Origin of the sequence: Akkermansia sp. KLE1798, assembly GCF_001580195.1 — a bacterium.
GTDB lineage: Bacteria > Verrucomicrobiota > Verrucomicrobiia > Verrucomicrobiales > Akkermansiaceae > Akkermansia > Akkermansia biwaensis.
This window is the reverse complement of record NZ_KQ971067.1, coordinates 106060-126719: the sequence shown is the minus strand read 5'-3', so window position 1 is coordinate 126719 and position 20660 is coordinate 106060. Positions and strand designations below refer to the sequence as shown.

General features: G+C 59.2%; 21 protein-coding genes. 12 read left to right on the top strand and 9 right to left on the bottom strand.

All coding sequences use genetic code 11. From position 1 onward, the window contains the following. Positions 1–8: 8 nt before the first annotated feature. The 3 genes from HMPREF3039_RS01345 to nrfD are packed head-to-tail and all read right to left on the bottom strand — an operon-like array spanning position 9 to position 2547. Complete coding sequence (locus HMPREF3039_RS01345) at positions 9–656, bottom strand: c-type cytochrome (protein WP_067573472.1); 648 nt, start codon at positions 654–656, stop codon at positions 9–11. After that, complete coding sequence (locus HMPREF3039_RS01340) at positions 653–1213, bottom strand: quinol:electron acceptor oxidoreductase subunit ActD (protein ID WP_067573474.1); 561 nt, start codon at positions 1211–1213, stop codon at positions 653–655. The genes HMPREF3039_RS01345 and HMPREF3039_RS01340 overlap by 4 nt, the downstream gene beginning before the upstream one ends. After that, complete coding sequence (gene nrfD, locus HMPREF3039_RS01335; protein ID WP_067573475.1) at positions 1210–2547, bottom strand: NrfD/PsrC family molybdoenzyme membrane anchor subunit; 1338 nt, start codon at positions 2545–2547, stop codon at positions 1210–1212. Before nrfD ends, HMPREF3039_RS01340 begins: the two co-directional genes overlap by 4 nt. A 187-nt stretch (positions 2548–2734) precedes the next feature. Here nrfD and HMPREF3039_RS01330 point away from each other — a divergent pair, with 187 nt between their 5' ends. After that, positions 2735–3604, top strand: coding sequence for a hypothetical protein (locus tag HMPREF3039_RS01330; protein ID WP_147549748.1), 870 nt, complete (start codon positions 2735–2737; stop codon positions 3602–3604). A gap of 60 nt (positions 3605–3664) precedes the next feature. Further along, entirely contained in the window at positions 3665–4672 is a 1008-nt protein-coding gene (locus tag HMPREF3039_RS01325) for a chorismate-binding protein (RefSeq protein WP_167506758.1), read from the top strand. Positions 4673–4693: 21 nt separating this feature from the next. On the opposite strand, the gene HMPREF3039_RS01320 is transcribed toward HMPREF3039_RS01325, so the two are convergent. Beyond that, a complete protein-coding gene (locus HMPREF3039_RS01320; RefSeq protein ID WP_067573481.1) occupies positions 4694–7105 on the bottom strand; it encodes a glycoside hydrolase family 31 protein in 2412 nt (803 codons plus the stop codon). 219 nt (positions 7106–7324) lie between these two features. Between HMPREF3039_RS01320 and HMPREF3039_RS01315 the strand changes: the two genes are divergently transcribed. The 4 genes from HMPREF3039_RS01315 (at position 7325) to HMPREF3039_RS01300 (ending at position 11322) form a co-directional block, all read left to right on the top strand. Next, complete coding sequence (locus tag HMPREF3039_RS01315; RefSeq protein WP_067573483.1) at positions 7325–8623, top strand: glycosyltransferase; 1299 nt, start codon at positions 7325–7327, stop codon at positions 8621–8623. A 53-nt stretch (positions 8624–8676) separates the two neighbouring features. Continuing rightward, the gene (locus tag HMPREF3039_RS01310) at positions 8677–9846 is read left to right on the top strand and encodes a glycoside hydrolase family 57 protein (RefSeq protein ID WP_067573485.1); all 1170 of its coding nucleotides are present in this window, start codon (positions 8677–8679) and stop codon (positions 9844–9846) included. 388 nt (positions 9847–10234) lie between these two features. Continuing rightward, entirely contained in the window at positions 10235–10564 is a 330-nt protein-coding gene (locus tag HMPREF3039_RS01305) for an autorepressor SdpR family transcription factor (RefSeq protein ID WP_067573488.1), read from the top strand. Between the two features lie 5 nt (positions 10565–10569). Continuing rightward, positions 10570–11322, top strand: coding sequence for an SdpI family protein (locus tag HMPREF3039_RS01300; protein ID WP_067573489.1), 753 nt, complete (start codon positions 10570–10572; stop codon positions 11320–11322). A 519-nt stretch (positions 11323–11841) separates the two neighbouring features. On the opposite strand, the gene def is transcribed toward HMPREF3039_RS01300, so the two are convergent. The 4 genes from def to HMPREF3039_RS01280 are packed head-to-tail and all read right to left on the bottom strand — an operon-like array spanning position 11842 to position 14740. Continuing rightward, positions 11842–12390, bottom strand: a complete 549-nt coding sequence (gene def / locus HMPREF3039_RS01295; protein ID WP_067573491.1) for a peptide deformylase — start codon at positions 12388–12390, stop codon at positions 11842–11844. A gap of 26 nt (positions 12391–12416) precedes the next feature. After that, positions 12417–12845, bottom strand: coding sequence for an ExbD/TolR family protein (locus HMPREF3039_RS01290; RefSeq protein WP_067573493.1), 429 nt, complete (start codon positions 12843–12845; stop codon positions 12417–12419). 7 nt (positions 12846–12852) lie between these two features. Beyond that, positions 12853–13476 carry a MotA/TolQ/ExbB proton channel family protein gene (locus tag HMPREF3039_RS01285; RefSeq protein WP_067573495.1) on the bottom strand — a complete coding sequence of 208 codons (624 nt, stop codon included), beginning with the start codon at positions 13474–13476 and terminating at the stop codon, positions 12853–12855. A gap of 49 nt (positions 13477–13525) precedes the next feature. Then, positions 13526–14740 carry a hypothetical protein gene (locus HMPREF3039_RS01280; protein ID WP_067982183.1) on the bottom strand — a complete coding sequence of 405 codons (1215 nt, stop codon included), beginning with the start codon at positions 14738–14740 and terminating at the stop codon, positions 13526–13528. Positions 14741–14922: 182 nt separating this feature from the next. On the opposite strand from HMPREF3039_RS01280, the gene HMPREF3039_RS01275 reads away from it, so the two are divergent. The 6 genes from HMPREF3039_RS01275 to thiM all read left to right on the top strand — a co-directional run bounded on the left by HMPREF3039_RS01275 (position 14923) and on the right by thiM (position 20269). Beyond that, the gene (locus HMPREF3039_RS01275; protein WP_067573499.1) at positions 14923–15420 is read left to right on the top strand and encodes a single-stranded DNA-binding protein; all 498 of its coding nucleotides are present in this window, start codon (positions 14923–14925) and stop codon (positions 15418–15420) included. Positions 15421–15933: 513 nt separating this feature from the next. Further along, positions 15934–16374: an Rrf2 family transcriptional regulator gene (locus HMPREF3039_RS01270; protein ID WP_067573627.1), complete on the top strand. Its 441-nt coding sequence runs from the start codon at positions 15934–15936 to the stop codon at positions 16372–16374. 138 nt (positions 16375–16512) lie between these two features. Beyond that, positions 16513–17799 carry an O-acetylhomoserine aminocarboxypropyltransferase/cysteine synthase family protein gene (locus tag HMPREF3039_RS01265; protein WP_067573501.1) on the top strand — a complete coding sequence of 429 codons (1287 nt, stop codon included), beginning with the start codon at positions 16513–16515 and terminating at the stop codon, positions 17797–17799. Between the two features lie 37 nt (positions 17800–17836). Next, entirely contained in the window at positions 17837–18766 is a 930-nt protein-coding gene (gene cysK, locus HMPREF3039_RS01260; protein WP_067573504.1) for a cysteine synthase A, read from the top strand. Positions 18767–18787: 21 nt separating this feature from the next. Continuing rightward, positions 18788–19402: a thiamine phosphate synthase gene (gene thiE, locus HMPREF3039_RS01255; protein ID WP_067573506.1), complete on the top strand. Its 615-nt coding sequence runs from the start codon at positions 18788–18790 to the stop codon at positions 19400–19402. Between the two features lie 51 nt (positions 19403–19453). Then, complete coding sequence (gene thiM / locus HMPREF3039_RS01250; RefSeq protein WP_067573508.1) at positions 19454–20269, top strand: hydroxyethylthiazole kinase; 816 nt, start codon at positions 19454–19456, stop codon at positions 20267–20269. Positions 20270–20352: 83 nt separating this feature from the next. Here thiM and HMPREF3039_RS13990 read toward each other — a convergent pair. Further along, positions 20353–20660: PEP-CTERM sorting domain-containing protein (locus tag HMPREF3039_RS13990; RefSeq protein ID WP_197457868.1), on the bottom strand; the 308-nt coding region annotated here is incomplete at its 5' end.

Here is a 20660-nt window from a genome sequence, read left to right as displayed (position 1 = left end):
TCTTTTCTTTAATTTTCCGTTTTTTCTGCGGGGGAGGAGCCGGCCTGCATCTCCCGGACGACGGCCACCAGGCACCAGATTTCCCGCGCGCTCAGCACATGGCCGAAGGCCGGCATGTTGCCCTGCCCCAGGCGGATGCTCCGGAACATCCTGCCGGGGGAATAGGAGGCATACTTTTCATCCCGGAACGAGCCTATCTGCGGGTAGGATTCATAAGCGGCCATGTTTCCCCGGCCGCTTCCGTCCGGCCCGTGGCAGACGGCGCAGTGCGCCGCGTACAAGACCCTTCCCTCCGCCAGAACGTCCCGGCTCCGGGAAACGCCGCCCAGTTCCAGCGGCATGGCTTCCTCATCTCCGCCCTGCGTCCGGCCGGAAGAAAAATAGGAGCCGTCCCCGGCGAAAACGTCCCGGAGGTCCCTGTCCCGCGCGGCATACGCCCCGCCCACGGACTGGGCCACGGCGCGCGGAGGCAGCAAACGGACCTTCCTGCCCGCGGGAGTGGAGGCGGCTTCCACGTGCTGCGCGTCCGTCAGCGGGCGCTCGCTCATGTTGTCAAAAAGGTGGGGAACGGCTTTCCTGCCTCCGTCGTCATGAACCAGGAACCATCCTGCCGCCAGCACGGCCAGAACGGCAACCACCGCCAGGGCCCTTTTCACAAACGGCCTCCTTCCCCGTCAATATATTCGGCAGCCGCGGGATTCAGGGATACGGCTAGCGCAGCGGCGCGTTCTCCGTTATCCCCTTCCAGCAGGATAAAATAGCCGTCCCCGTGCTCATCCGTCCTGAAAAAATCGCAGTCAAACGCCCAGTCGTGCCATTGGGGAAGAAAAGCCCCTTTCAGGAATCCCAGGGCGGTCAGCACTCCGGCGCCCAGCAGGGTGCCTTCAAACAGGGGCGGAACATAGGCGGGCCAGCTTTCCCAGCCCTGCACGCGGCCCTGCGTCACCAGGGGGTCCGCACAGAACTGGGTCCAGTAAATCCAAAGGGCCACGGCCAGAAAGCCGCACAGGCCGCCCGCCACCGCCCACAGCCGCACACCCGCGCCCACGGCCCGTCCCGCATGGCGGTTGGCCAGCCGTACGGCGGCGCAGGGATAAGGCGCGCAGACTTCCCAGAGCAGTCCTTCCTCCTTCAACAGCTTTTTCACGGCTTCTAGGAGGGACTCTTCGGAAGAGAATGAAAGCACCCAGCCGGATACGATGCGTTTTTTCATGCCCTGCCCTCCCTGTCCAGAGACTGTTGTTCCCGCACGTCACACAGGGAAAAGAAGGGCGTAACGCGTACCAGGATCATGTACAGGGCCGTAAACAGGCCCGCGCTTCCGGCCATCATGGCCAGGTCCGTCAGGCTGGGAAAGTAATCCCCCGCATTGGCCGCCAGCAGGGACGCCTTCAGGGAATCCACCACAATCCATAACCGCTCCATCCACATGCCGGCAAGCACCCCCAGGGCCACCACGACGATGACGAGCGGATTGGTCCGCAGGGAGCGGAACCAGAACAACTGGGGCAGAACCACGTTCCCGGCGATCATGGCGGCCATGAAAACGGCGCCCACCGGATTCCGTCCCGGGAACAATTCCGGAGCGCCCCCGTTCAGCAGCACGGCCATGTGCTCCCACAGGTACATGGCCCCCATCACCAGGGCCAGGGCCAGCACGAATTTGGAACTCAGATTCAGGATGGCGGGCGTGATCGCCTCCCGCACGCCGCTTCCGGCCATCAGCCGCCGCACCGCCAGCAGAATCAGCTGCACCATCGCCATGCCGCTCAAAATGGCGCCCCCCACGAAATAGGGCGGAAAGATGCTCTGGTGCCAGCCGGGCACCTGGGTCACGGAAAAGTCAAAGCTCACCACGGAATGGACGGAGACCACCAGCGGGGTCAGAATGGCGGCGAACAGCAGGCTGGCCTTCTCATAGGCCCTCCACTGCCGCCCGGTTCCCTGCCAGCCCAGCGCCAGCAGCCCGTAACGGCGTTTCAAGCGCCCCGTGCAGCAGTCGCGCAGCAGGGCGAAGTCCGGAACCAGGCCGATGTACCAGTACGTCAGGGAAAGCAGGAAGTACGTGCTGACGGCCATCACGTCCCACATCAGGGGGGAGGCCATGTCCGGCCAGATGCCGCTCACCTCCGGCAGGGGGCCGGCCATCCAGGCCATCCAGACGCGCCCCACGTGGACCACGGGGAACACGGCGGCGCACACCACCGCGCACAGGGTCATCAGTTCCGCGCCGCGGGCGATCGGGCTTCTCCAGGACTGGCGCGTCAGCAGCAGCACGGCGGAAATCAGGGTGCCCGCATGCCCCAGCCCTATCCAGAAGACGAAATGCACGATGTCCAGCCCCCACACCACGTTGTTGTTCAGCCCCAGCACGCCCACGCCTTCCGCGGCGATGCGCCAGGAACTCCACCCCACGCCCCAGGCGGCCAGCAGAACGCTGGCGAGAAACACGCACCACCACACCGGCCCCAGCGGCTTGCGCACTTCCGCCAGCATGGCCTTTACGGGAATCCCGGCAGGCAGTGTTGAAGGCGTCGAATCATCCATGGCGGCAATCGTGGAAAGGCTCGCTAAAGATTACTTGCCGCTCCGCCAGCGTCAACCTAAAAGACATGACATTTCCCGTATGCACACTGCGCACCCGGTGAAAAACATTGATTCCGGAAAAGCATTCATTAGCATGGCCCTTGAAGGAACAAGCCGCGGATTTTCCGGAACACAACGCCGAACCAGTATGAAACCAGCCGAATCCAGTCATCACCCCCTTCCCCCTCATGCGGGAAAAGATTCCGAACATATTTGCATCAAACGCAAATATCTCATCTGGTTCCTGCTCGTATCCCCTGTTCTCATCATCTTGTTACTTGTTCTGGAACATCATTTCATTCCCCAAATAACCCATCTGCCTTATCCGACAAGCATTTCCGAATTTGCCAACCAGTTTATCCTGGCCAGCACGCTGTTCACGGGGCTGGCTTTTTCCGGCCTGGTCATCACCATTCTGCTTCAATATACGCAATGCAAGCAATTGTCGGAGCAGCAATGCCTCATGAACAGGCAAATGTTTGAGAATTCCTTCTATAACCAATTGCATCATCTGCACAATCTGGTCAACAACACCCAAATCACTTTTTACAGAAATTGCTGGTCTCCCCATCTGGAAACCGGACATGAAGCGTTCTCCCATCTGTTCGACGTCGTTCAGTCCGTCGGCCTGAAGCTGCAAAACTGTAAAAAGCTTTCCCTCTCCGAGGAAAATACCATCCGCCAAGCGGACGCCTCCATCTCTCCGTTTTTAAGATCGTTCTTTTCTTTCGCCCACATGCTCCTTGGAAATGCGAATTTTTCCGGCGAAGAAAGAGAACACTACGTTTCCCTGTTATCCGACAGCCTTTCCTTCAAAGAGGCTTATATCCTGGGAATATACGGACGGACCTACCAATTCAATTACGCGGAAAAAAAGATCAACGAAGTTTTAACGTACATGAACCGGCGCCGCCTGTGGCAAAAGGACGTCATTCAGGATGTCTTTGGCACCCAAAGCATTTTTTCCATATTTAAAGCCGTCGTCAACCGTGACAACAAGGACCGCCCGGAAGAATAGACGGTCATTTGCATCCAGCTGAAACGCGACCCGCCCTTCCCATATTCTTTTTTCATGGAAATGCCATTTTCACCATCCGGAGCCCTCATCAAGCATCCTTCCGCCGGCCTGCTGCTGGGGGAAGGACCGTTTCGGGAATCGGCCGTTCCTCCCGAATCCGGAGCCGCCTTTTACGTCAATACGTTCAGGCTGGACGATCCCCTGCCCTGGAAAATACCGGCGGCCCTGCATTCCCTCCCCGAGCCGGAGGGCGGACTGCCCCCCGCTCCGGAAATCCGCTGGGAAGCCCCGTCCCCGGACGCCTATGCTCAGGTGTTCACGGAAATAATGGAGCAGATCGCCTCCGGGCGCCTGGTCAAGAGCGTCCCGGCCACACCCCAGTTCGGGGAGCTTCAGCCGCCGCACGTTCCGCAGGAACTCATCCGCAGGGCCTTCGGAAGCTCCCCATTCCATTATCCCTATGCCTGGTGGACGGAGAAGGAGGGCTTCTGCGGAGCGTCTCCGGAAACCCTGTTCCACCAGCAGGGGCGCCGCCTCACCACAATGGCCCTGGCTGGCACGGCGCGGCCGGAGGATGAAGGCGTGTTCATCAACGACGACAAGGAAATCCGGGAGCATGAAATCGTGGCCGGGAGCATCCTCTCCCGCCTGTCCCCCTGCGGCAGCGTCAGCCGCACGCCCCGCCGGGTGCTGAATCTCGGCACGCTGATCCACTTCGTCACCTACCTGACGCTGGAGGCGGATCACCCCCTGCCGCCGGACCACTGGATTCGCCTGCTGCATCCCACGCCCGCGCTGGGTTCCCAGCCGCGCACGGAAGAGACGCTCGCCCAACTGGACGACTGGCGTTCCCGCCTGCGCTGCCCTCCCCATTTCGGCGCGCCCTTTGGCCTGCTGCTGGACGGGGATTTTTTCTGCCTGGTAGGCATCCGCTCCATGTACTGGCAGGGCCGCAGGCTGGCCCTGTGCACGGGAGGAGGCGTGGTGGCTTCCTCCACCCTCACGCACGAATGGCGGGAACTGAAGCTGAAAAGGGAGACGGTCAGGCACAGCTTCCACCTGCCTTGAATCCTGTCCCCTCCTTCCGGATTATGCGGAAAACGGGTTTTCCCGGTCCCAAGTGACGGAAAGATGGTCAAATTTGCCCTCCACGGGAATTCTCCATACCCTGCCGTCTCTCCTGACGGAGCCGCAGGGAATGCCGTCTATGGCCGCCGCGACGAAAACCGCATCCGACAGGCCGTGCAGCACCACTTCCGCGGATTCATGGAAGGCGCAGGGGTCCCCCTCGCAGGTCCATGACAGCTCCAGGGAGGAAGGCCCTCCCCGGAAAAGGAATTCGTGCTCCGCGCATTCCCCGTGCCTGTAGCCGTAACCGTCTCCGGCATCCTCGTACAACCGGGATTCCACTTCCCCGGACGGAGCCCACCAGACGTCCAGCGACAGCGGAGGCCGCGGCATTTCCCCCACATACTGCTGGACGGGCCAGCGCGGCACCACCGCCCCGCCGCGGACATACACGGGCAGGAAGTCCAGCGGGCACTTCACCCACACGTCCCTCCCGGTTTCCTTCATCAGGCTGTCGTCATGGTAGGAATACCAGACGCCCTCCGGAATGTAGAGAAAACGGCCCCCTTCCTGCGGTTCATGGATGGGGATGACGTACAGATGGTCCCCGAAGAAGAATTCCGCGCCGCGCCAGTAGGTGTCCATGTTCTCGAAACACTGGAGTGCCAGGGAGCGCAGCACGGGCATGCCCGTTTCCGCATAACGGCGGAACTGGGTATAGATATAGGGAAGGAGACGGTAGCGCCCTTCTATGGCGGCTTTCACGTATCCGGCCGCTTCCAGCCCGAACATCCAGGGTTCCTGGCCGCCGAATTCCCCGGAGGAATGGTTGCGGAACAGGCCGTGGAAGGCGGCCATCTGCATCCAGCGGCAGAACAGTTCCGGCGTGGGGTGGCCCAGAAAGCCCCCTGCGTCGGATCCCGCAAAGGAGATGCCGGAGGCGGCAAGGCGCTGGCACTGAAAGTTGGCCAGCTTCAAATGCTCCCAGTTGGAGCGGTTGTCCCCGGTCCAGGTGGCGGAATAACGCTGCAATCCCGCAAATCCGGACCGGGAGAGCAGGAAGGGCCTTCTGCCGGGGGCATGGCGCTTCATCGCCTCCCGGGAGGCTTCCGCCATGCACTGGCCGTAAATATTGTGGGCTTTTTCATGGGAGCAGGGCATGCCGTCGTATTCGTGCCGGGTATCCATCGGGAACGTGCGGTCCGGGAAAACGACCGGCTCGTTCATGTCGTTCCACAGGCCGCAGACGCCGATTTCCTCAATGTCCTTCCTGTACAGTTCCGCCCACCAGTCCCGCACGGCGGGGGAGGTGAAGTCCGGAAAGTTGCACAGCCCCGGCCAGACTTCCTCCGACAGCAGGTTGCCCTCCGAACGGCGGCAGAAATAGTTGCGTTCCATGCCCTCCCTCCACACCGCGTGTTCCGGGTTGATCCTGACGCCGGGGTTCACGATCAGCACCGTTTTGATTCCCTGCTCCTTCAGCGTGCCGACCATGCCCGCGGGATGCGGGAAATTCTGCAAATCCCACGTGAATCCCTCCTTGTTCCTCATGTAGTGCTGGTCCAGGTGCACGGCATCGCAGGGGATGCCCAGGTCCCGGAAACGCTCCACCAGGTTGAACACGGCCTTGTCCGGGTAATAGCTCCATTTGGACTGGTGGTAGCCCAGGGCCCACAGGGGCGGCAGTTCCGGCGTGCCGGTAAGGCGCGTGTAGGCGGCCACAATGTCCAGGGGACGGCGGTCGTAAATGAAGTAATAATTCATCAGGCCGCCGAAGGAGCCGAAGGAAAGAACCGTTTCATCCGTCGCGCCGAAGTCGAAGTAGGAGCGGCACGTATTGTCGAACAGTAGTCCGTAGGCCCTCCCTTCCCTGAGGCTGAGAAAAAAGGGGATGCTCTTGTACAGGGGATCGGACTCCTCGTGAAAATCGTAATGGTCCGCTCCCCACATGGAGAAATACTTGCCCCTCAGGTTCAGGGCGCACGGCTTGTCCCCCAGGCCGAAGAAGTGTTCCGTGTCCTGAAGATGCTTCCGGATCCACACGCGGCAATCCCCCGTCCAGTCCTTGGATTCCCGGCCGAATCCGCTTTCATCCGTGAGCAGCGGCTCGTCCGTGACAATATCGTAAAAATCCACTTTCTGCTCTTCCGTCCGGACGCGAATCCGCAGCAGGCGCGTTTCAATGACATGAATTCCCGGTTCGTCATATTCCCGGATTTCCGCGCCTGGCGCCACGTATTCCGGACTGACGGCGTAACTCGGCTCATCTTCAGCCACCGCGCCGGGAAAATAAGCCACCCTGACGAGACCCTCTTCCGCAATCCACACGCTGAGAGTTATTTTGGAAATGACGTTTCCATACTCCCGCCTGATCACAGGGCCGCGGACAAGGGGCAGTTTCCGTTTTTCAGTGTTGTGGAAGGCGGCGCACATGGGAGCAAAAGAAGGGAAAATAAGGAAACGCTCTGCCCATGCTAATCAATTCCATGACGAACGCAAGATTGAACTAAACCACCATTTTTCTTTTCATTAATAGAACAAAATTACTAATTATTACTCTAGACCGGACATGAAAAATTTGATTCTATGGTTGTGGTGTACAACACGTCGTACCACCGCATTCTTCCCGACACCGACAACCCACATCAACCAATGAGTAATATCAAAGTTCTTACATTAGGGTGGGAGTTTCCACCACTGGTTAACGGAGGTCTGGGCATCGCCTGCCTGGGTCTTTCCAAAGCACTGGCAAAAAAGGTGGATTTAAGGGTGATCGTTCCCAAGGCCGATCCTTCCGTCCACACGGACGGATTCCAGCTCACGGGTCTCAACAACGTCTCTTTCCGGGAAGTGGAGCAGGTGGACCGCAAGTACTCCTATGAAAGCTTTGCCATGGTGGAGCACGCCCCCATTGAACTGGACCCCTACACCACGGTGGAAGGAGAGTCCGGCATGATCCAGTTCACGCAGGAAGGGCGCATTTCCTTCTCCAGAACCCACGAGGCGGACCTCCAGCTTTTCAAAAACAAGGAAGACCTCTACGCCGGGGATCTGGCGCTGAAGGTCATTCAATTTTCCAAGATCGCGGCCAAAATCGCCATGCAGCAGGACTTCGACGTCATCCACGCCCACGACTGGATGACCTACCTGGCCGGGGTGGAAGTGAAGAAGGCCACGGGCAAGCCCCTGGTGGTGCACCTGCACGCCTCCCAGTTCGACCGCGCCGGAGCGGATGCCCGCGGCTGGATTTACGACATTGAAAAATTCGGCATGGAACAGGCGGACGCCGTCATTCCGGTCAGCAAGTACACGGGCACCATCGTCAGCGGCCATTACGCCATTGACCCGCACAAAATCTTTCCCATCCACAACGGGGCGGACCCGGTCAAGGTCTTCAAGGGCAAGAAGAAATTCCCGGAAAAGCTCGTGCTTTTCCTGGGACGCCTCACCGCCCAGAAAGGCCCTGGCTTCTTCCTCCAAATCGCCGCCAAGGTGCTGGAGCAAACGGACGACGTGCGCTTCGTCATGGCCGGGACGGGGGAAAAACTGCGCCAGTTGATCGAATCCGGCGCTTTCAAGGGCGTGGGGGACAAATTCCACTTCACCGGCTTCCTGAACAAGGACAAGGTGAACGACCTGCTCTCCATCACGGACATCTACTGCATGCCCTCCGTATCGGAACCCTTCGGCCTCTCCGCGCTGGAAGCGGCCCAGTTCAACATTCCCGCGGTCATCTCCAAGCAGTCCGGCGTGGCGGAAGTCATGAAAGGCGCGCTGAAGGCGGACTTCTGGGACGTCAACAAGATGGCGGAACACATCGTGAACCTCTGCACGGACGAAGAGCTGTACCGCAAGGTAGTGGAACAAAGCACGGAGGACATCAAGGCCTCCACCTGGGATTCCGCCGCGGACAAGGTCATCAGGGTTTATGAACATGTGCTGAACCGCTAACCGGCAGAAAACATTCCATCCGCATCCACCAATCATCCAGCCCTCCTCCGTCCATGAGCAACATATCCCTCACCTTCGTAGCGCACCAGCCCAACCGCCTGATTCATTACGATTTCTTCAAAATAGGCGAACACGCCTTTTATGAAGACGACGACCTGAACGCACGCGTCTTGAGCACTGTTGCGGAACGCTGCTACTTCCCGGCCAACAGGCTGATGAAGCAGCTGATCGAAATGACGGAGGGAAAATTCCGCTTCGGCCTGGCGCTCAGCGGCGTCATTCTGGAACAGGCCCTGTACCACAGGCCGGACCTCATCGCCTCCTTCAAGGAACTGGCGGAAACCGGCTGCGTGGACTTCCTGATCATGCCCTACTACAACTCCCTGGCCTCCGTGTATTCCCCTCAGGAATTCGCGGAACAGATTGAGGAGCACAGGGTATTGATCAAAAAACTTTTCCATCAGGAATCCGACGTGCTGATGAATACCGGCATGCTGTACTCCAACGCCATTGCAGCCCAGGCGGAAACGCTCGGCTTCAAGGGCATCATGGCGGACGGAAATCCGGCCATGCTCAAGGGGTTCCAGAGCAATGAAGTGTTCCTGGCCCCGTGGGTGTACACCACCACCACCATTTTCCGCAACCGGGAACTGTCCAATGACCTGGCCGTGATGCGCACCAATCCGGAATGGCCCGAATACCCCCTTTCCCCGACCACGTTCGCGGACTGGCTCACGCACCAGCAGGGCAGCGTCACGACGCTCTCCATGGACTATGAAACCCTCGGCGAACGCCAGTCGGACGCCACAGGCGTTTTCGAATTCTGGCGCACCATGATCATTTCCTGCCTGGATGCCGGCAACCGTTTCATGACCCCGTCCGAGGTCGTGCGGGAAATCAAGCCCCTCTCCGTCTGCGAATGCACGCAGGAGATGACCTGCTCCACCTTCGGCACCATGTCCCATTGGAACGGAAACGTCATGCAGGACGAAGCCATCCGCAAAATCTACCGCCTGGAAAAGCCCGTGAAAGCCGCCAATGACGAGGACCTCACGCACGTCTGGCGGAAGCTTCAGAGCGCGGACCACTTCCATTACATGGAAAAGGAAAACTCCTTTACCCCGTACGCCTCCGCCTTTGACGCGTACATTTATTACATGAACGCTCTGGCGGACCTCCAGATCCGCGTCAAGCGGGAATCGCCGAAAGCCGCCGCCATCTGACATGCTTCATCAGGCATTCCGGAGTGCCGCACGTCTCTGCGGCAGCTTCTGGAATATTTCCGGGCCGCGAGGAAGGCGTTATTTCCTTTTAACAATTTCACGCATCTGCGCCTGCCCATGTTTCCCATGGCCGGCAAGGGCCTGCGATATTCCCGGAAAACGGCTTTAAACCATTTTCCCGCTGGACCATGGTAGTTCCCGCCTCCGGACAACGGGCGGCAGTCCGGCAAATGCGGTTTCCTTTTTTCAGGCATAAACGCTGCCGGAGCGGCTATCACGGCACACGGGAACGGGATGAATGAATGCCTGCGTCCGGCCTTTTCTCCATTTCTATTGACTCCACCGGGAATCCGTATTAAAAATATTTAACAATAAAGTTAAATGTAAAATGAATAACCCCGCTTCCCTGCAACATACGCTCAGGGCCCTGGCTGACCCCACGCGCCGTGAAATTCTGGAAATACTTAAAAACGGCGCCATGCCTGCCGGAGAAATTGCGGAACATTTCAGCATCACCGGAGCCGCCATCTCCCGCCACCTGTCCGTTCTGAAAGAAGCCGATCTTGTCCGCGACCACAGGGACGGCAAATTCATTTTTTACGATGTCAACCTGAGCGTCCTTCAGGAAATACTGGTCTGGATAGGCAATTTCAAGGCGGCCCGCGAAACGTCCTCCGGCAAACGGAACAAAATCATCGGAACCCAGCCCAACCATTAAACGCCATGCAGCCATCCCCGCACCCTGCTCCATCTTCCCCGTCCTGGTGGACCGGGCCGATTTTCAGCGAACTTGCCATCGCCCTGTTTCCCGTGCTGACTTACTATGCCGCCGTATCGTCACGGCTGCCCACCCGCGTCGCCGTGCATTTCAATGAGTACGGCATTCCCACCCGTTTCGCGGACAAGCACAGCATGGACGCCCTTCTGGGATTCATTGGCCTGGGAATCCTGGGTTTCCTCATCGGGAAGGTTCTTCGCCTGATCATCCTTCTGCCCATTCATTTCAGCAGGAATGAAAACAACAGGCGGATTGGCGCGAAGATGGCCACCTACGTGGAATTTTTCCTGGTCGTCCTGTTTTCCTATCTTTGCCTGGCCATTCAAAAGACAAGCCTGACCAATACGGTCAGCCTGGGAGACACGGCCAAAGTCATCTTCATAGGCATAAACATATTCCTCCTGCTCATGGTGAACGTTTGTCCCAAGATAGCGCCCAACAAATGGTTGGGAATACGCACCCCTTACGTCTTCAGCAGTGATGAAGCATGGGTAAGGATTCAACGCCTTGGCGGCAGGTTCCTGTTCTGCGGAAGCCTGTTCAACATCCTTGTGACGCTTTTCCTTCCCGGCTCTTTTCCTGTAATCTTCATCTTTAACATGGCCTCCCTCCTGCTCCAGTCATTGGTCATATTTCTTTGGAATCCCCACAGGAACAGGTCTGAAATTCCACCTTCGTCCGGCAGCGGCGGCTGTTGATGACCAGCCCGGCCGTTTTCTTCTGAAAAACATTGGCGGGAGAAAAATCCAAGGAGGGGTGGACGGTCGGCAGGGAATGCTTCTCATGGACAGATGAAATGTGCCCTCCAAATTCTCCATGCGCCTCAACGGCCAAACGGCAGACCCGGCATGACCGGGAATCTGGAAGGAGGAAAATACCCTCCCTTCCCCACACCGCGGGAAGCCATGCCGGGTATGATGAATAATGGGAGTGTCCCGCTTCCACGAGGAAATCATCACTCTGTTTGGCGAAAAAGGAATCAAGACCTCCTGTGCGCCCCGGTATTAACTCCTTGAGCTGATGTGGAGTAAAACAAGGATCATGGAAAAGGATTCAGGAACGTGCAGAAAGAAGCTCAGTCCAGCCCCTCACACACCCGTTACACCTCAGGATGCAAAAGGCTTAGCCCCGCGCCGTGTCGCGGCCTCTCAAGAGTGATTTGGCCTGATGCCGGGGCTTTTCCCAAGCAGACGGTCCGATCCCGGTCCGGGAAACCGTCAATACCCGGTTGCCAGGCGCTTCAATTTATTGCGCAGCGTGATTTTCTGGGCGGAAGAAACGCGTTCCACGAACAGGATGCCGTTCAAATGGTCGCATTCATGCTGGAGGCAGCGGGCCAGAAGGCCGTTGCAGTCGATCGTTACCCGTTTGCCGTCCAGAAGCGTCAGGGTGGCCCTGACGAAGTCCGGGCGCACGACGGAGGCGCGTATCTTCAGCACGCTCAGGCAGCCTTCATGGCAGGGATGCATGGGACCGTAGGGCTCCAGCACCGGATTGATGAACTTCAGCGGCATGATGTCGGACAGCTGTTTGTCCTCCCCGTCCACTTTCAGCCAGGTGACGGATTCCTCCTCCGCCGGGATGTCGATCACGACGAGCTGCACGGGCACGTTCACCTGCGGGGCGGCAAGGCCGACTCCCTCGGCGGCGTACATCGTCTCCAGCATGTTGTTCGCCAAGTCTTTCAAACTGGCGTCAAGATGTTCCACGGGGCGGCATTTTTCTTTCAATACCGGATTTCCATACTGTACGATTTCCAACAACATGCGGGAGGGTGTTCTTTCTGGAGGATTTATGGTGCGGGGGATTTGCTGATTTCTATTCTGGCAGGAACTTCCCCGGCGTCAATACCCACAGACGTCAGCGCGTCCCAAATGCCTACGATGACGCCGAAGGCCGCCTTTTTGTCCACGTCAAGCTGAAGCTTGATGTCCGGATTTTCCCTTTTCAGCCTTTCCAGGGCGGCCGGCAGTTCGCCGATTTCCACCAGGCGCCCATTCAGGGAGATGGAGGATTCCTCCGTCACGGCCAGCACGGCGCGCTGTTCCGTGGAGGGGGCGCCTTCAATGAATTCCGCTCCCGGCACGTCTATCTTCAACAGGGTCTGGGGCTTTTTCCACTGGGTATGGACGATGAAGAAGATGAGCAGGATGGTGAGGATGTCGATCATGGGGACGATGGGCACCCCCATGGTTCTTCCTTTTTTACGGTAAAACTGCATGGCCGGATTAGCGTTGGGAATGATAGCGGAAGGAAATCAGCTCCGTGAGCAGCACCTCCATGAATGCGGAAATGCGCTCCAGCTTTCGGGAATAATAGACATGGGCGATGACGGCGGGCGTGGCGATGGCCAGACCGGCGATCGTGGTGTTCAGCGCCTGGGCGATGCCCTGGGCGATCTGGCCGTGGCTTTCATCCATTCCGAAGACGCTGAATATTTCAACCAGCCCGCTGGCCGTACCCAGAATGCCGAACATCGGCGCAATCATCACGATCATGTCCAGCAGGGGCAGACCCGCCTGGAGCGTGACGAATTCCTCCCGCGCCTTGACCTGGATCATTTCCTTCATGGACGCTTCATCCTCCATGCGGGAATTCAGGGTTTCCAGGACCAGCCTGCCCAGCACGGAACGGGAGGCGAGCGCCCGTTCTTCCAGTTCCCTGCGGTCCAGGCCTCCCTGCATGTACTGTTCCACGGCGCGCACCAGCCTGTCCGGGGCGATTCCCCGCCGCCTCATGTTGAACATGCGGTAAATGATGGCGGCAATGAGCAGGATGGAACAGGCCGCAAGCGGGTACATGAAGATGCCGCCGGCCTGGAAGAATGTAATGCAGTCCTTGATGAAATTCATGATGGTATGTCAATGGATGGTGGTTATGGAATAGCTGTGTTGGTTGGTTTTAGAAATTGAAGTCGAAGTACATTTCCAGCGTCTCTCCCACGAGTTCGTTCCTCACTTCCGGCGGCATCGCGGGAAGCTTGGCGAGCTTGATGGCAAGGAAGGTAAAGGATTTCTGCACCTCGCTGGCCCCCACGCGGGAGGTCTGCCTCATGGAAGTGACGTTCCCGTTTTTGGCTATCAGAATGCGGATCCGGACGGTTCCCGCGACGATCAGGTCACGGTTCAGATCACATTGGCGGTACCACTGTTCACCGATGGCGCGGTAAACGATCATCTGGTACCTGCCCAGGGGGGTGGCTTCCACATCCAGGGTGGGACGGCGGCCAAAGCTGAATTTGCCCGTCAGCTTGGTCTTCCGTTCATGTGTCTTGAAACCGGGCTGGTTTTCCGCATTGAACATGGGATCGTACAGGGGCTGTTTCTGCGGAGGCCGCGCATTGGGGGGCAGCTGAAGATCCGGAAGATCGAGGGGGGGTCGGTCCGCGCCCCTGGCGATGCTTTTTGCCAGTTCCTCCAGGGCGTCCGGTTCTTCCGGCCTGCCGGGCCGGGGCAGCGTCACCGCGTGGGGAAGCTGCATGACATGTTCCCGCGCAGGCGTCCTGTCCTGCCGGGCAAGGCCTTCTTCCCCGGCGGCGGAGGGGGAGCCGGTGGCATTGGGGGAAGGATTCAGTGCGTCCGGATGCCCCGGCGGAGGGGAGGACGGGTCCAGCGGCTGGAAGGGCATGCTGGCGGAAGCCCCCGGGTCCGCGTCCTCATTCCCGTCGCGCTCATGGCTCATGTCGCCCTCCTGCCTTTCCTGGTCAAACAGGACGATTTCCCCGTTTTCCCGCTCTTCACCGTCCTGGGCGGGCATGTCCCTGCTGCTGTCCGGGTCCTTGCGGCCGCCTTCCCGGCGCGTATTGCGGTTGCCCTGGAAGCGGGGAGTTTCCGGTCTGGTGGCGCTCTCCTGTTCCTCACTGGTTTTCACCACGGAAGGCAGCCGTTCCTGCGGAGCCTGCCTGTTGCCCTCCTTCTCCGGCTCCACCTTCCTCACCATGCGGGCGGTCACCACCACCTGGCGGCGCACCTCCGCCGGCCGGGGGGAGGCCAGCCATTCCTCCGGCACCAGATAAGTGCCCGCCAGCAAAAACAAATGGGCCAGAACGGACAGCAAAAGACACGCGCCCCAGGAAACCCGGAACAGCCTGCCTTGCCGCCGTTGATTGAAACTCATGGGGGTAACCATTCCACGGTTCGGTGATGAATGCAATGGAGAAAGCAGACATGTTTGCAAACGATTCCGCAATTTAGTATTGCACAAGCCTGCGCGTGAAGACATAATTGTCAGCGATTATTCACACGCCCGCCTATACCGCACAGAAGGCGTCTCCTTATCATACTTAACACCTCCATTACATGGCCAATCTCAACAAAGTATTTTTAATGGGCAACCTCACTGCCGATCCCGAACTGCGCTACACGCCCAAGGGCACGGCCGTCACGGACATCCGCCTTGCCATCAACCGCTATTACGCCGGAGACAACAGCGAACGCCAGGAAGAAACCACCTTCGTGGACGTCACCCTCTGGAACCGCCAGGCGGAAGTGGCCGGCAACTACCTCAGCAAGGGGCGCGGCGTCTTTGTGGAAGGGCGTCTTCAACTGGACTCCTGGGAAGACAAGGCATCCGGCCAGAAGCGCACCAAGCTGCGCGTGATCGGAGAAAACATCCAGCTCTTCCCCCGCGGCGGCGATTCCTCCGACATGGGCGGCGCACCCCGCCAGCAGTCCGCTCCCCGTTCCAACAACTACGGGCAATCCCAGGCCCCCCAGAACTACAATCCTCCCCCCATGCCCTCCAACCAGCAGCAATCCAACGACTTTGGAGACATGGACGACGAGATTCCGTTCTAAAGCCCCAGGAACCCATTGATAGCTTTCCCAAGCCGCCTTTCCTCCGGGACAGGCGGCTTTTTCATGGCCCGGACAAATTTTCCAATAAACAAGGGATATGGGGGAATACTCCCCTCCCCCTTCCTTTTTCCCAAGGTAAGCGGTTTCTTTCCCGGAAGCTTCATCAGATTAAAAATACCTCTTCACGGGATTAAACATTTCCCGCCTTTCCAAAGGAATGGGCCGCACAACAAAAACAGGCCGCATTTTCCCGTATTCGGAATATTGATTTTCCGCTGCCGTATTCAATAAACAGGTCCGGAATACTTAAAAAACGGCCTCTGCATCTATGGAAAAACCGTTTTCCTGCAATGGAACGGGAGGAATATTTTATTCACACCGCCTGAAAAACAGGCAACCGCCTTCCAAATGAATTTACACTTTTTCTCCTGCTTGTTTTTTCTCAATTATTAAACATGCATCCATTCTCGATTGACGACCGTTCCGAAATTTCGTTAAGTCAGGCCTGCCATGATGAAAATTTCCACCAGGGGACGTTATGCATTGCGCCTGATGATCGATCTTGCGCAGCATCAGAACAAGGAATACATATCTCTCAAGGAAATCTCCATCCGCCAGGACATCACGGTCCGTTATCTGGAACAAATCATCGCCATTCTGCTGAAAGCGGGTTTTGTGCAAAGCTCCCGGGGAAAATCCGGCGGCTACCGCCTGACCAGGCATCCCCGTGAATACACCACGGAAGCTATCCTCAAATTGACGGAAGGTTCCATGCTGCCCATTTCCTGCGTAACTACGGAGAGCAATCCGTGCCCCCGCGCGGCAACATGCACCACGCTGCCTTTCTGGCAGGGCCTGCAGGAAGTCATTGAAGACTACCTGAAAAACGTCACGCTGGAAGATCTGGCCATCCAGCAGAAGGAGGCCGGATGCGACTACGGAGCCGGCATTTGACCTCTCCGCTACGACCGGAATATGCTGCCTGCCTTTTTCTCTTTCCGGCCCTCATGCCCCACTTTTTTCAGCCGGTACTTGACATGGGTTCCTTCTTTCACTATCTATTCCCTAGTTTTCCGATAGGAATATAAAAACATGAGCAAAAAATATCGATTTGAAACACGCCAGCTCCACGTGGGCCAGGAGAATCCCGACCCGGTTACGGACGCCCGCGCCGTTCCGATTTACGCAACCACTTCCTACGTCTTCAAGGACTCCGCCCAGGCCGCCGGACGTTTTGCCCTGGCGGAGCCGGGCAATATTTACAACCGCCTAATGAACCCCACGGCGGACGTTTTTGAAAAACGCATCGCCGCGCTGGAAGGCGGAGCCGCCGCGCTGGCCGTAGCCACCGGGGCCGCCGCCATCACCTACGCCATCCAGAACATCGCCCGCGCCGGGGACCACATCGTTTCCGCGGCCACCGTGTACGGAGGCACGTACAACCTGTTTGCCAACACGCTCGCGGAAAGCGGGATTGAAACCACCTTTGTGGACGCCGGGGACGTGAACAACTTCTCCAAGGCCATCCGGGAAAACACCAAGGCCCTGTACGTGGAGAGCCTGGGCAACCCGAACTGCGATATTGCGGACATGGAAGCCCTGGCGGAAATCGCCCATGCCCACGGCATTCCCCTCATTGTGGACAGCACCTTCGCTACGCCTTTCCTGTTCCGTCCGCTGGAACACGGCGCGGACATCGTGGTGCATTCCGCCACCAAATTCATCGGCGGCCACGGTACGGTGATGGGCGGCGTGATTGTGGACGGAGGCAGGTTCGACTGGACGCAGAACGACAAATTCCCCGGCCTTTCCAAGCCCAACGCCAACTACCACGGCGCCGTGTTTTCCGAGGTGTGCGGCAATCTGGCCTACATCGTCAAAATCCGCGCCACCCTCCTGCGGGACACGGGAGCGACGATCAGCCCGTTCAACTCCTTCCTGCTTCTCCAGGGGCTGGAAACCCTTTCCCTCCGGGTGGAACGCCATGTCCAGAACGCTCTGCGCGTGGTGGAATACCTGGCCGCCCATCCCCAGGTGCGGAAGGTGAACCACCCTTCCCTGCCGGAACACCCCAACCACGGTCTTTACCGGAAATATTACCCGAATGGCGGAGGCTCCATTTTCACCTTCGAGGTGAAAGGTGGCGCGGAAAAGGCTCGCAAGTTCTGCGAAAGCCTGGAACTATTCTCCCTGCTCGCCAACGTGGCGGACGTCAAGTCCCTGGTGATTCATCCGGCTTCCACCACCCATTCCCAGATGACGGAGGAAGAACTGAAGGCGGGAGGCATCACGCCCTCCACAGTGCGGCTTTCGATAGGCACGGAACACATAGACGACATTATCGAGGACCTGGAGCACGGTTTCCGCGCCATTCTCTAACGATTTGCCGTCAAAAACGCTCATTTTCTTACAAGACATGAAAATTTACAGGAACATTACGGAACTGGTCGGCAGGACACCCCTGCTGGAACTGGTCAATTACGACCGCAGGCACGGCCTGGACGCCGTCATCCTGGCCAAGCTGGAAGCCTTCAACCCCGCAGGCAGCGTGAAAGACCGCATTGCCCTGGCGATGATTGACGCGGCGGAAGCCTCCGGCCGGCTGAAGCCGGACTCCGTCATCATTGAACCCACCAGCGGCAACACGGGCATCGGCCTGGCGGCCGTGGCTACCTCCCGCGGGTACCGGATCATCCTGACGATGCCGGAAACCATGAGCGTGGAGCGCCGCAACCTGCTGAAAGCCTACGGCGCGGAACTGGTGCTGACGGACGGGACAAAGGGCATGCAGGGAGCCATTGCGAAGGCGGAGGAACTCGCCGCCGAACTGCCGAACAGCTTTATTCCCGGCCAGTTCGTGAACCAGGCCAATCCGGAAGCCCACTTCCGCACCACGGGACCGGAAATCTGGGACGATACGGACGGCAGGGTGGACATCTTCGTGGCGGGCGTGGGAACCGGGGGAACCGTGACAGGCGTGGGCAGGTATCTCAAATCCCGCAATCCCGCAGTCAAGGTCGTGGCCGTGGAGCCGTCGGCCTCACCCGTCCTCACCGAAGGCACGGCCGGACCGCACAAAATCCAGGGGATTGGCGCGGGATTCGTGCCGGAAACCCTGGACACCTCCATTTACGACGAAGTAATCACCGTCACCAATGAAGACGCATTCGCCACGGGCAAGGAACTGGCCCGCACGGAAGGCGTGCTGGCGGGGATTTCCTCCGGGGCGGCTCTGTGGGCGGCCACGCAGCTGGCGAAAAGGCCGGAAAACGCGGGCAAGACCATCGTCGTTCTTCTGCCGGACACGGGCGACCGCTACCTGTCCACCCCCCTCTTTGCAGATTAATCCGCCTGCCGGCATACCTTCATGAAATCATTCAACCTCCACCTCTACCTGGTCACTGACGAAGCGGCCAAATGCCGCCACAGCCTGCTGGAAACCGTCCGGAAGGCCGTGGACGGCGGCGTCACCATCGTGCAGTACCGCTCCACCAACCCGGACGCGGGCACCTGCTACCGGGAAGCCCTGCCCATCCGGGACTTCCTGGCGGCGCGCGGAATCCCCTTCATTGTCAACAACCGTGTTGACCTGGCGCTGGCGCTGGATGCGGACGGCGTCCACATCGGCCAGCGGGACCTTCCCGTACCCTCCGTGCGCGCCATGATCGGCCCGGACAAAATCCTGGGGCTGTCCGTCTCCAACATGGACCAGCTCCGCGCCGTGGACGCCTCCCTGGTGGACTACCTGGGGATGGGGCCCGTTTTCCCGACGATTTCCAAACTCAACGCCCCGCCCGTGCTGGGCGTGGAAGGCTTCGCCGCCCTGGCCTCCCGGTCCCCCCTGCCCGTCGTCGCCATCGGCGGGCTGGATGCGGAACGCGCGCGCCAGGTGCGGGCCACGGGAACGGCCGCAGGCATTGCCGCAGTCTCCGCCATTTGCGGAGCGGAGGACCCGGAAGCCGCCGCACGGGCGCTGGCCTGACTGTCCTCCTTCCCGGAAACGCCGGGCAATAAAACCATTCTTTCAAACGCCATGCCTTCATCATCCGGCCTTGTCAGCGCCGTCTCCTCAGATCTGGAAAAAATCAGGGAGACGGCCCCGCTGGTTCTCTCCCTGACCAACTCCGTCGTACAGCCCCTGACGGCCAACCTCCTGCTGGCCGCGGGAGCCGTTCCCGCCATGCTCAACGACGCAGAGGAAACAGTGGAAATGCTGCGCGGCGGAACAGGCGCCCTGCTGGTCAATCTGGGCACTGTTACGCACGAACAAGGCGCCGTCATGCAGACGGCCGTGCAGGAAGCCAACCGGCTGAACATCCCCTGGGTTCTGGACCCGGTGGCCGTGGGGGCGCTCTCTCTCCGCACGCGGCTGGCACGGCAGTTGAAGGAACAAACGCCCCGCATCATCCGCGGAAACGCCTCGGAAATCATGGCCCTGGCCGGCTATTCCTCCGTCACGAAAGGACCGGAAAGCACCAGTTCCAGCGCGGACGCCCTGCAGGCGGCCAGGGAACTGGCCCTGCACACGGGGGCGGCCGTTCTCGTCACGGGCCGCACGGACTATTCCACGGACGGTCACCAGGTGGTTTCCACGGAAAACGGGCATCCCATGATGTCCCGCGTCACGGGCGTGGGCTGTTCCATGGGCGCGCTGGCCGCCGCCTGTGCCGCCGTCTCCCCCTCCCCGCTTCAGGCGGCCGTTTCCACCGCCGTCCTGATGGGAATCGCCGGAGAAATGGCCTTTGAACAAAGCCCGGCTCCCGGCTCTTTTGCCGTCTCCCTCCTGGACTGCCTTTATTCCCTTTCCCCGGAAGACGTAGCCCGCAGGGCGCGCATCCTTTCCCTTTAGGAGCACTTTCCCTCCCTTGGGACGGGAAGAAAAACAAAGCGCCGCACCCCTCCCGGAATGCGGCGTTTGCAATTTACGGCCTTTTACCTGTTCCGCGGAACGGAGCGGCGCAGGCACGCCGCTCCCGCTGCGGCCAGCATCAGCACCGCGGCGGAAGGTTCCGGAACCGGCAGCGGCGCCGTAGCGGTAAATACCGCAGTCAGCGCGGGAGATACTTCCGGCGCGGCATTCGGTGTCCAGACCATGTTCATATCTTTGGAGTCTTCACTCTTTTGCAGGCTCCACTCACCGTAGGCCGAGTAATTCCCCGCGGCGGACGCATCCAGCGTGAAATTGCCCGTCAGCGTGGCGTTGTCTCCGCCGTCGATGAAATTCAGGATGTGCGATGTGT

Excerpts from the sequence above, each read along its gene's own strand:
- HMPREF3039_RS01340 (WP_067573474.1), bottom strand. The coding sequence starts at position 1,213 with ATGAAAAAACGCATCGTATCCGGCTGGGTGCTTTCATTCTCTTCCGAA.
- nrfD (WP_067573475.1), bottom strand. The coding sequence starts at position 2,547 with ATGGATGATTCGACGCCTTCAACACTGCCTGCCGGGATTCCCGTAAAG.
- HMPREF3039_RS01330 (WP_147549748.1), top strand. The coding sequence starts at position 2,735 with ATGAAACCAGCCGAATCCAGTCATCACCCCCTTCCCCCTCATGCGGGA.
- HMPREF3039_RS01325 (WP_167506758.1), top strand. The coding sequence starts at position 3,665 with ATGCCATTTTCACCATCCGGAGCCCTCATCAAGCATCCTTCCGCCGGC.
- HMPREF3039_RS01320 (WP_067573481.1), bottom strand. The coding sequence starts at position 7,105 with ATGTGCGCCGCCTTCCACAACACTGAAAAACGGAAACTGCCCCTTGTC.
- HMPREF3039_RS01315 (WP_067573483.1), top strand. The coding sequence starts at position 7,325 with ATGAGTAATATCAAAGTTCTTACATTAGGGTGGGAGTTTCCACCACTG.
- HMPREF3039_RS01310 (WP_067573485.1), top strand. The coding sequence starts at position 8,677 with ATGAGCAACATATCCCTCACCTTCGTAGCGCACCAGCCCAACCGCCTG.
- HMPREF3039_RS01305 (WP_067573488.1), top strand. The coding sequence starts at position 10,235 with ATGAATAACCCCGCTTCCCTGCAACATACGCTCAGGGCCCTGGCTGAC.
- HMPREF3039_RS01300 (WP_067573489.1), top strand. The coding sequence starts at position 10,570 with ATGCAGCCATCCCCGCACCCTGCTCCATCTTCCCCGTCCTGGTGGACC.
- def (WP_067573491.1), bottom strand. The coding sequence starts at position 12,390 with ATGTTGTTGGAAATCGTACAGTATGGAAATCCGGTATTGAAAGAAAAA.
- HMPREF3039_RS01290 (WP_067573493.1), bottom strand. The coding sequence starts at position 12,845 with ATGCAGTTTTACCGTAAAAAAGGAAGAACCATGGGGGTGCCCATCGTC.
- HMPREF3039_RS01285 (WP_067573495.1), bottom strand. The coding sequence starts at position 13,476 with ATGAATTTCATCAAGGACTGCATTACATTCTTCCAGGCCGGCGGCATC.
- HMPREF3039_RS01280 (WP_067982183.1), bottom strand. The coding sequence starts at position 14,740 with ATGAGTTTCAATCAACGGCGGCAAGGCAGGCTGTTCCGGGTTTCCTGG.
- HMPREF3039_RS01275 (WP_067573499.1), top strand. The coding sequence starts at position 14,923 with ATGGCCAATCTCAACAAAGTATTTTTAATGGGCAACCTCACTGCCGAT.
- HMPREF3039_RS01270 (WP_067573627.1), top strand. The coding sequence starts at position 15,934 with ATGAAAATTTCCACCAGGGGACGTTATGCATTGCGCCTGATGATCGAT.
- HMPREF3039_RS01265 (WP_067573501.1), top strand. The coding sequence starts at position 16,513 with ATGAGCAAAAAATATCGATTTGAAACACGCCAGCTCCACGTGGGCCAG.
- cysK (WP_067573504.1), top strand. The coding sequence starts at position 17,837 with ATGAAAATTTACAGGAACATTACGGAACTGGTCGGCAGGACACCCCTG.
- thiE (WP_067573506.1), top strand. The coding sequence starts at position 18,788 with ATGAAATCATTCAACCTCCACCTCTACCTGGTCACTGACGAAGCGGCC.
- thiM (WP_067573508.1), top strand. The coding sequence starts at position 19,454 with ATGCCTTCATCATCCGGCCTTGTCAGCGCCGTCTCCTCAGATCTGGAA.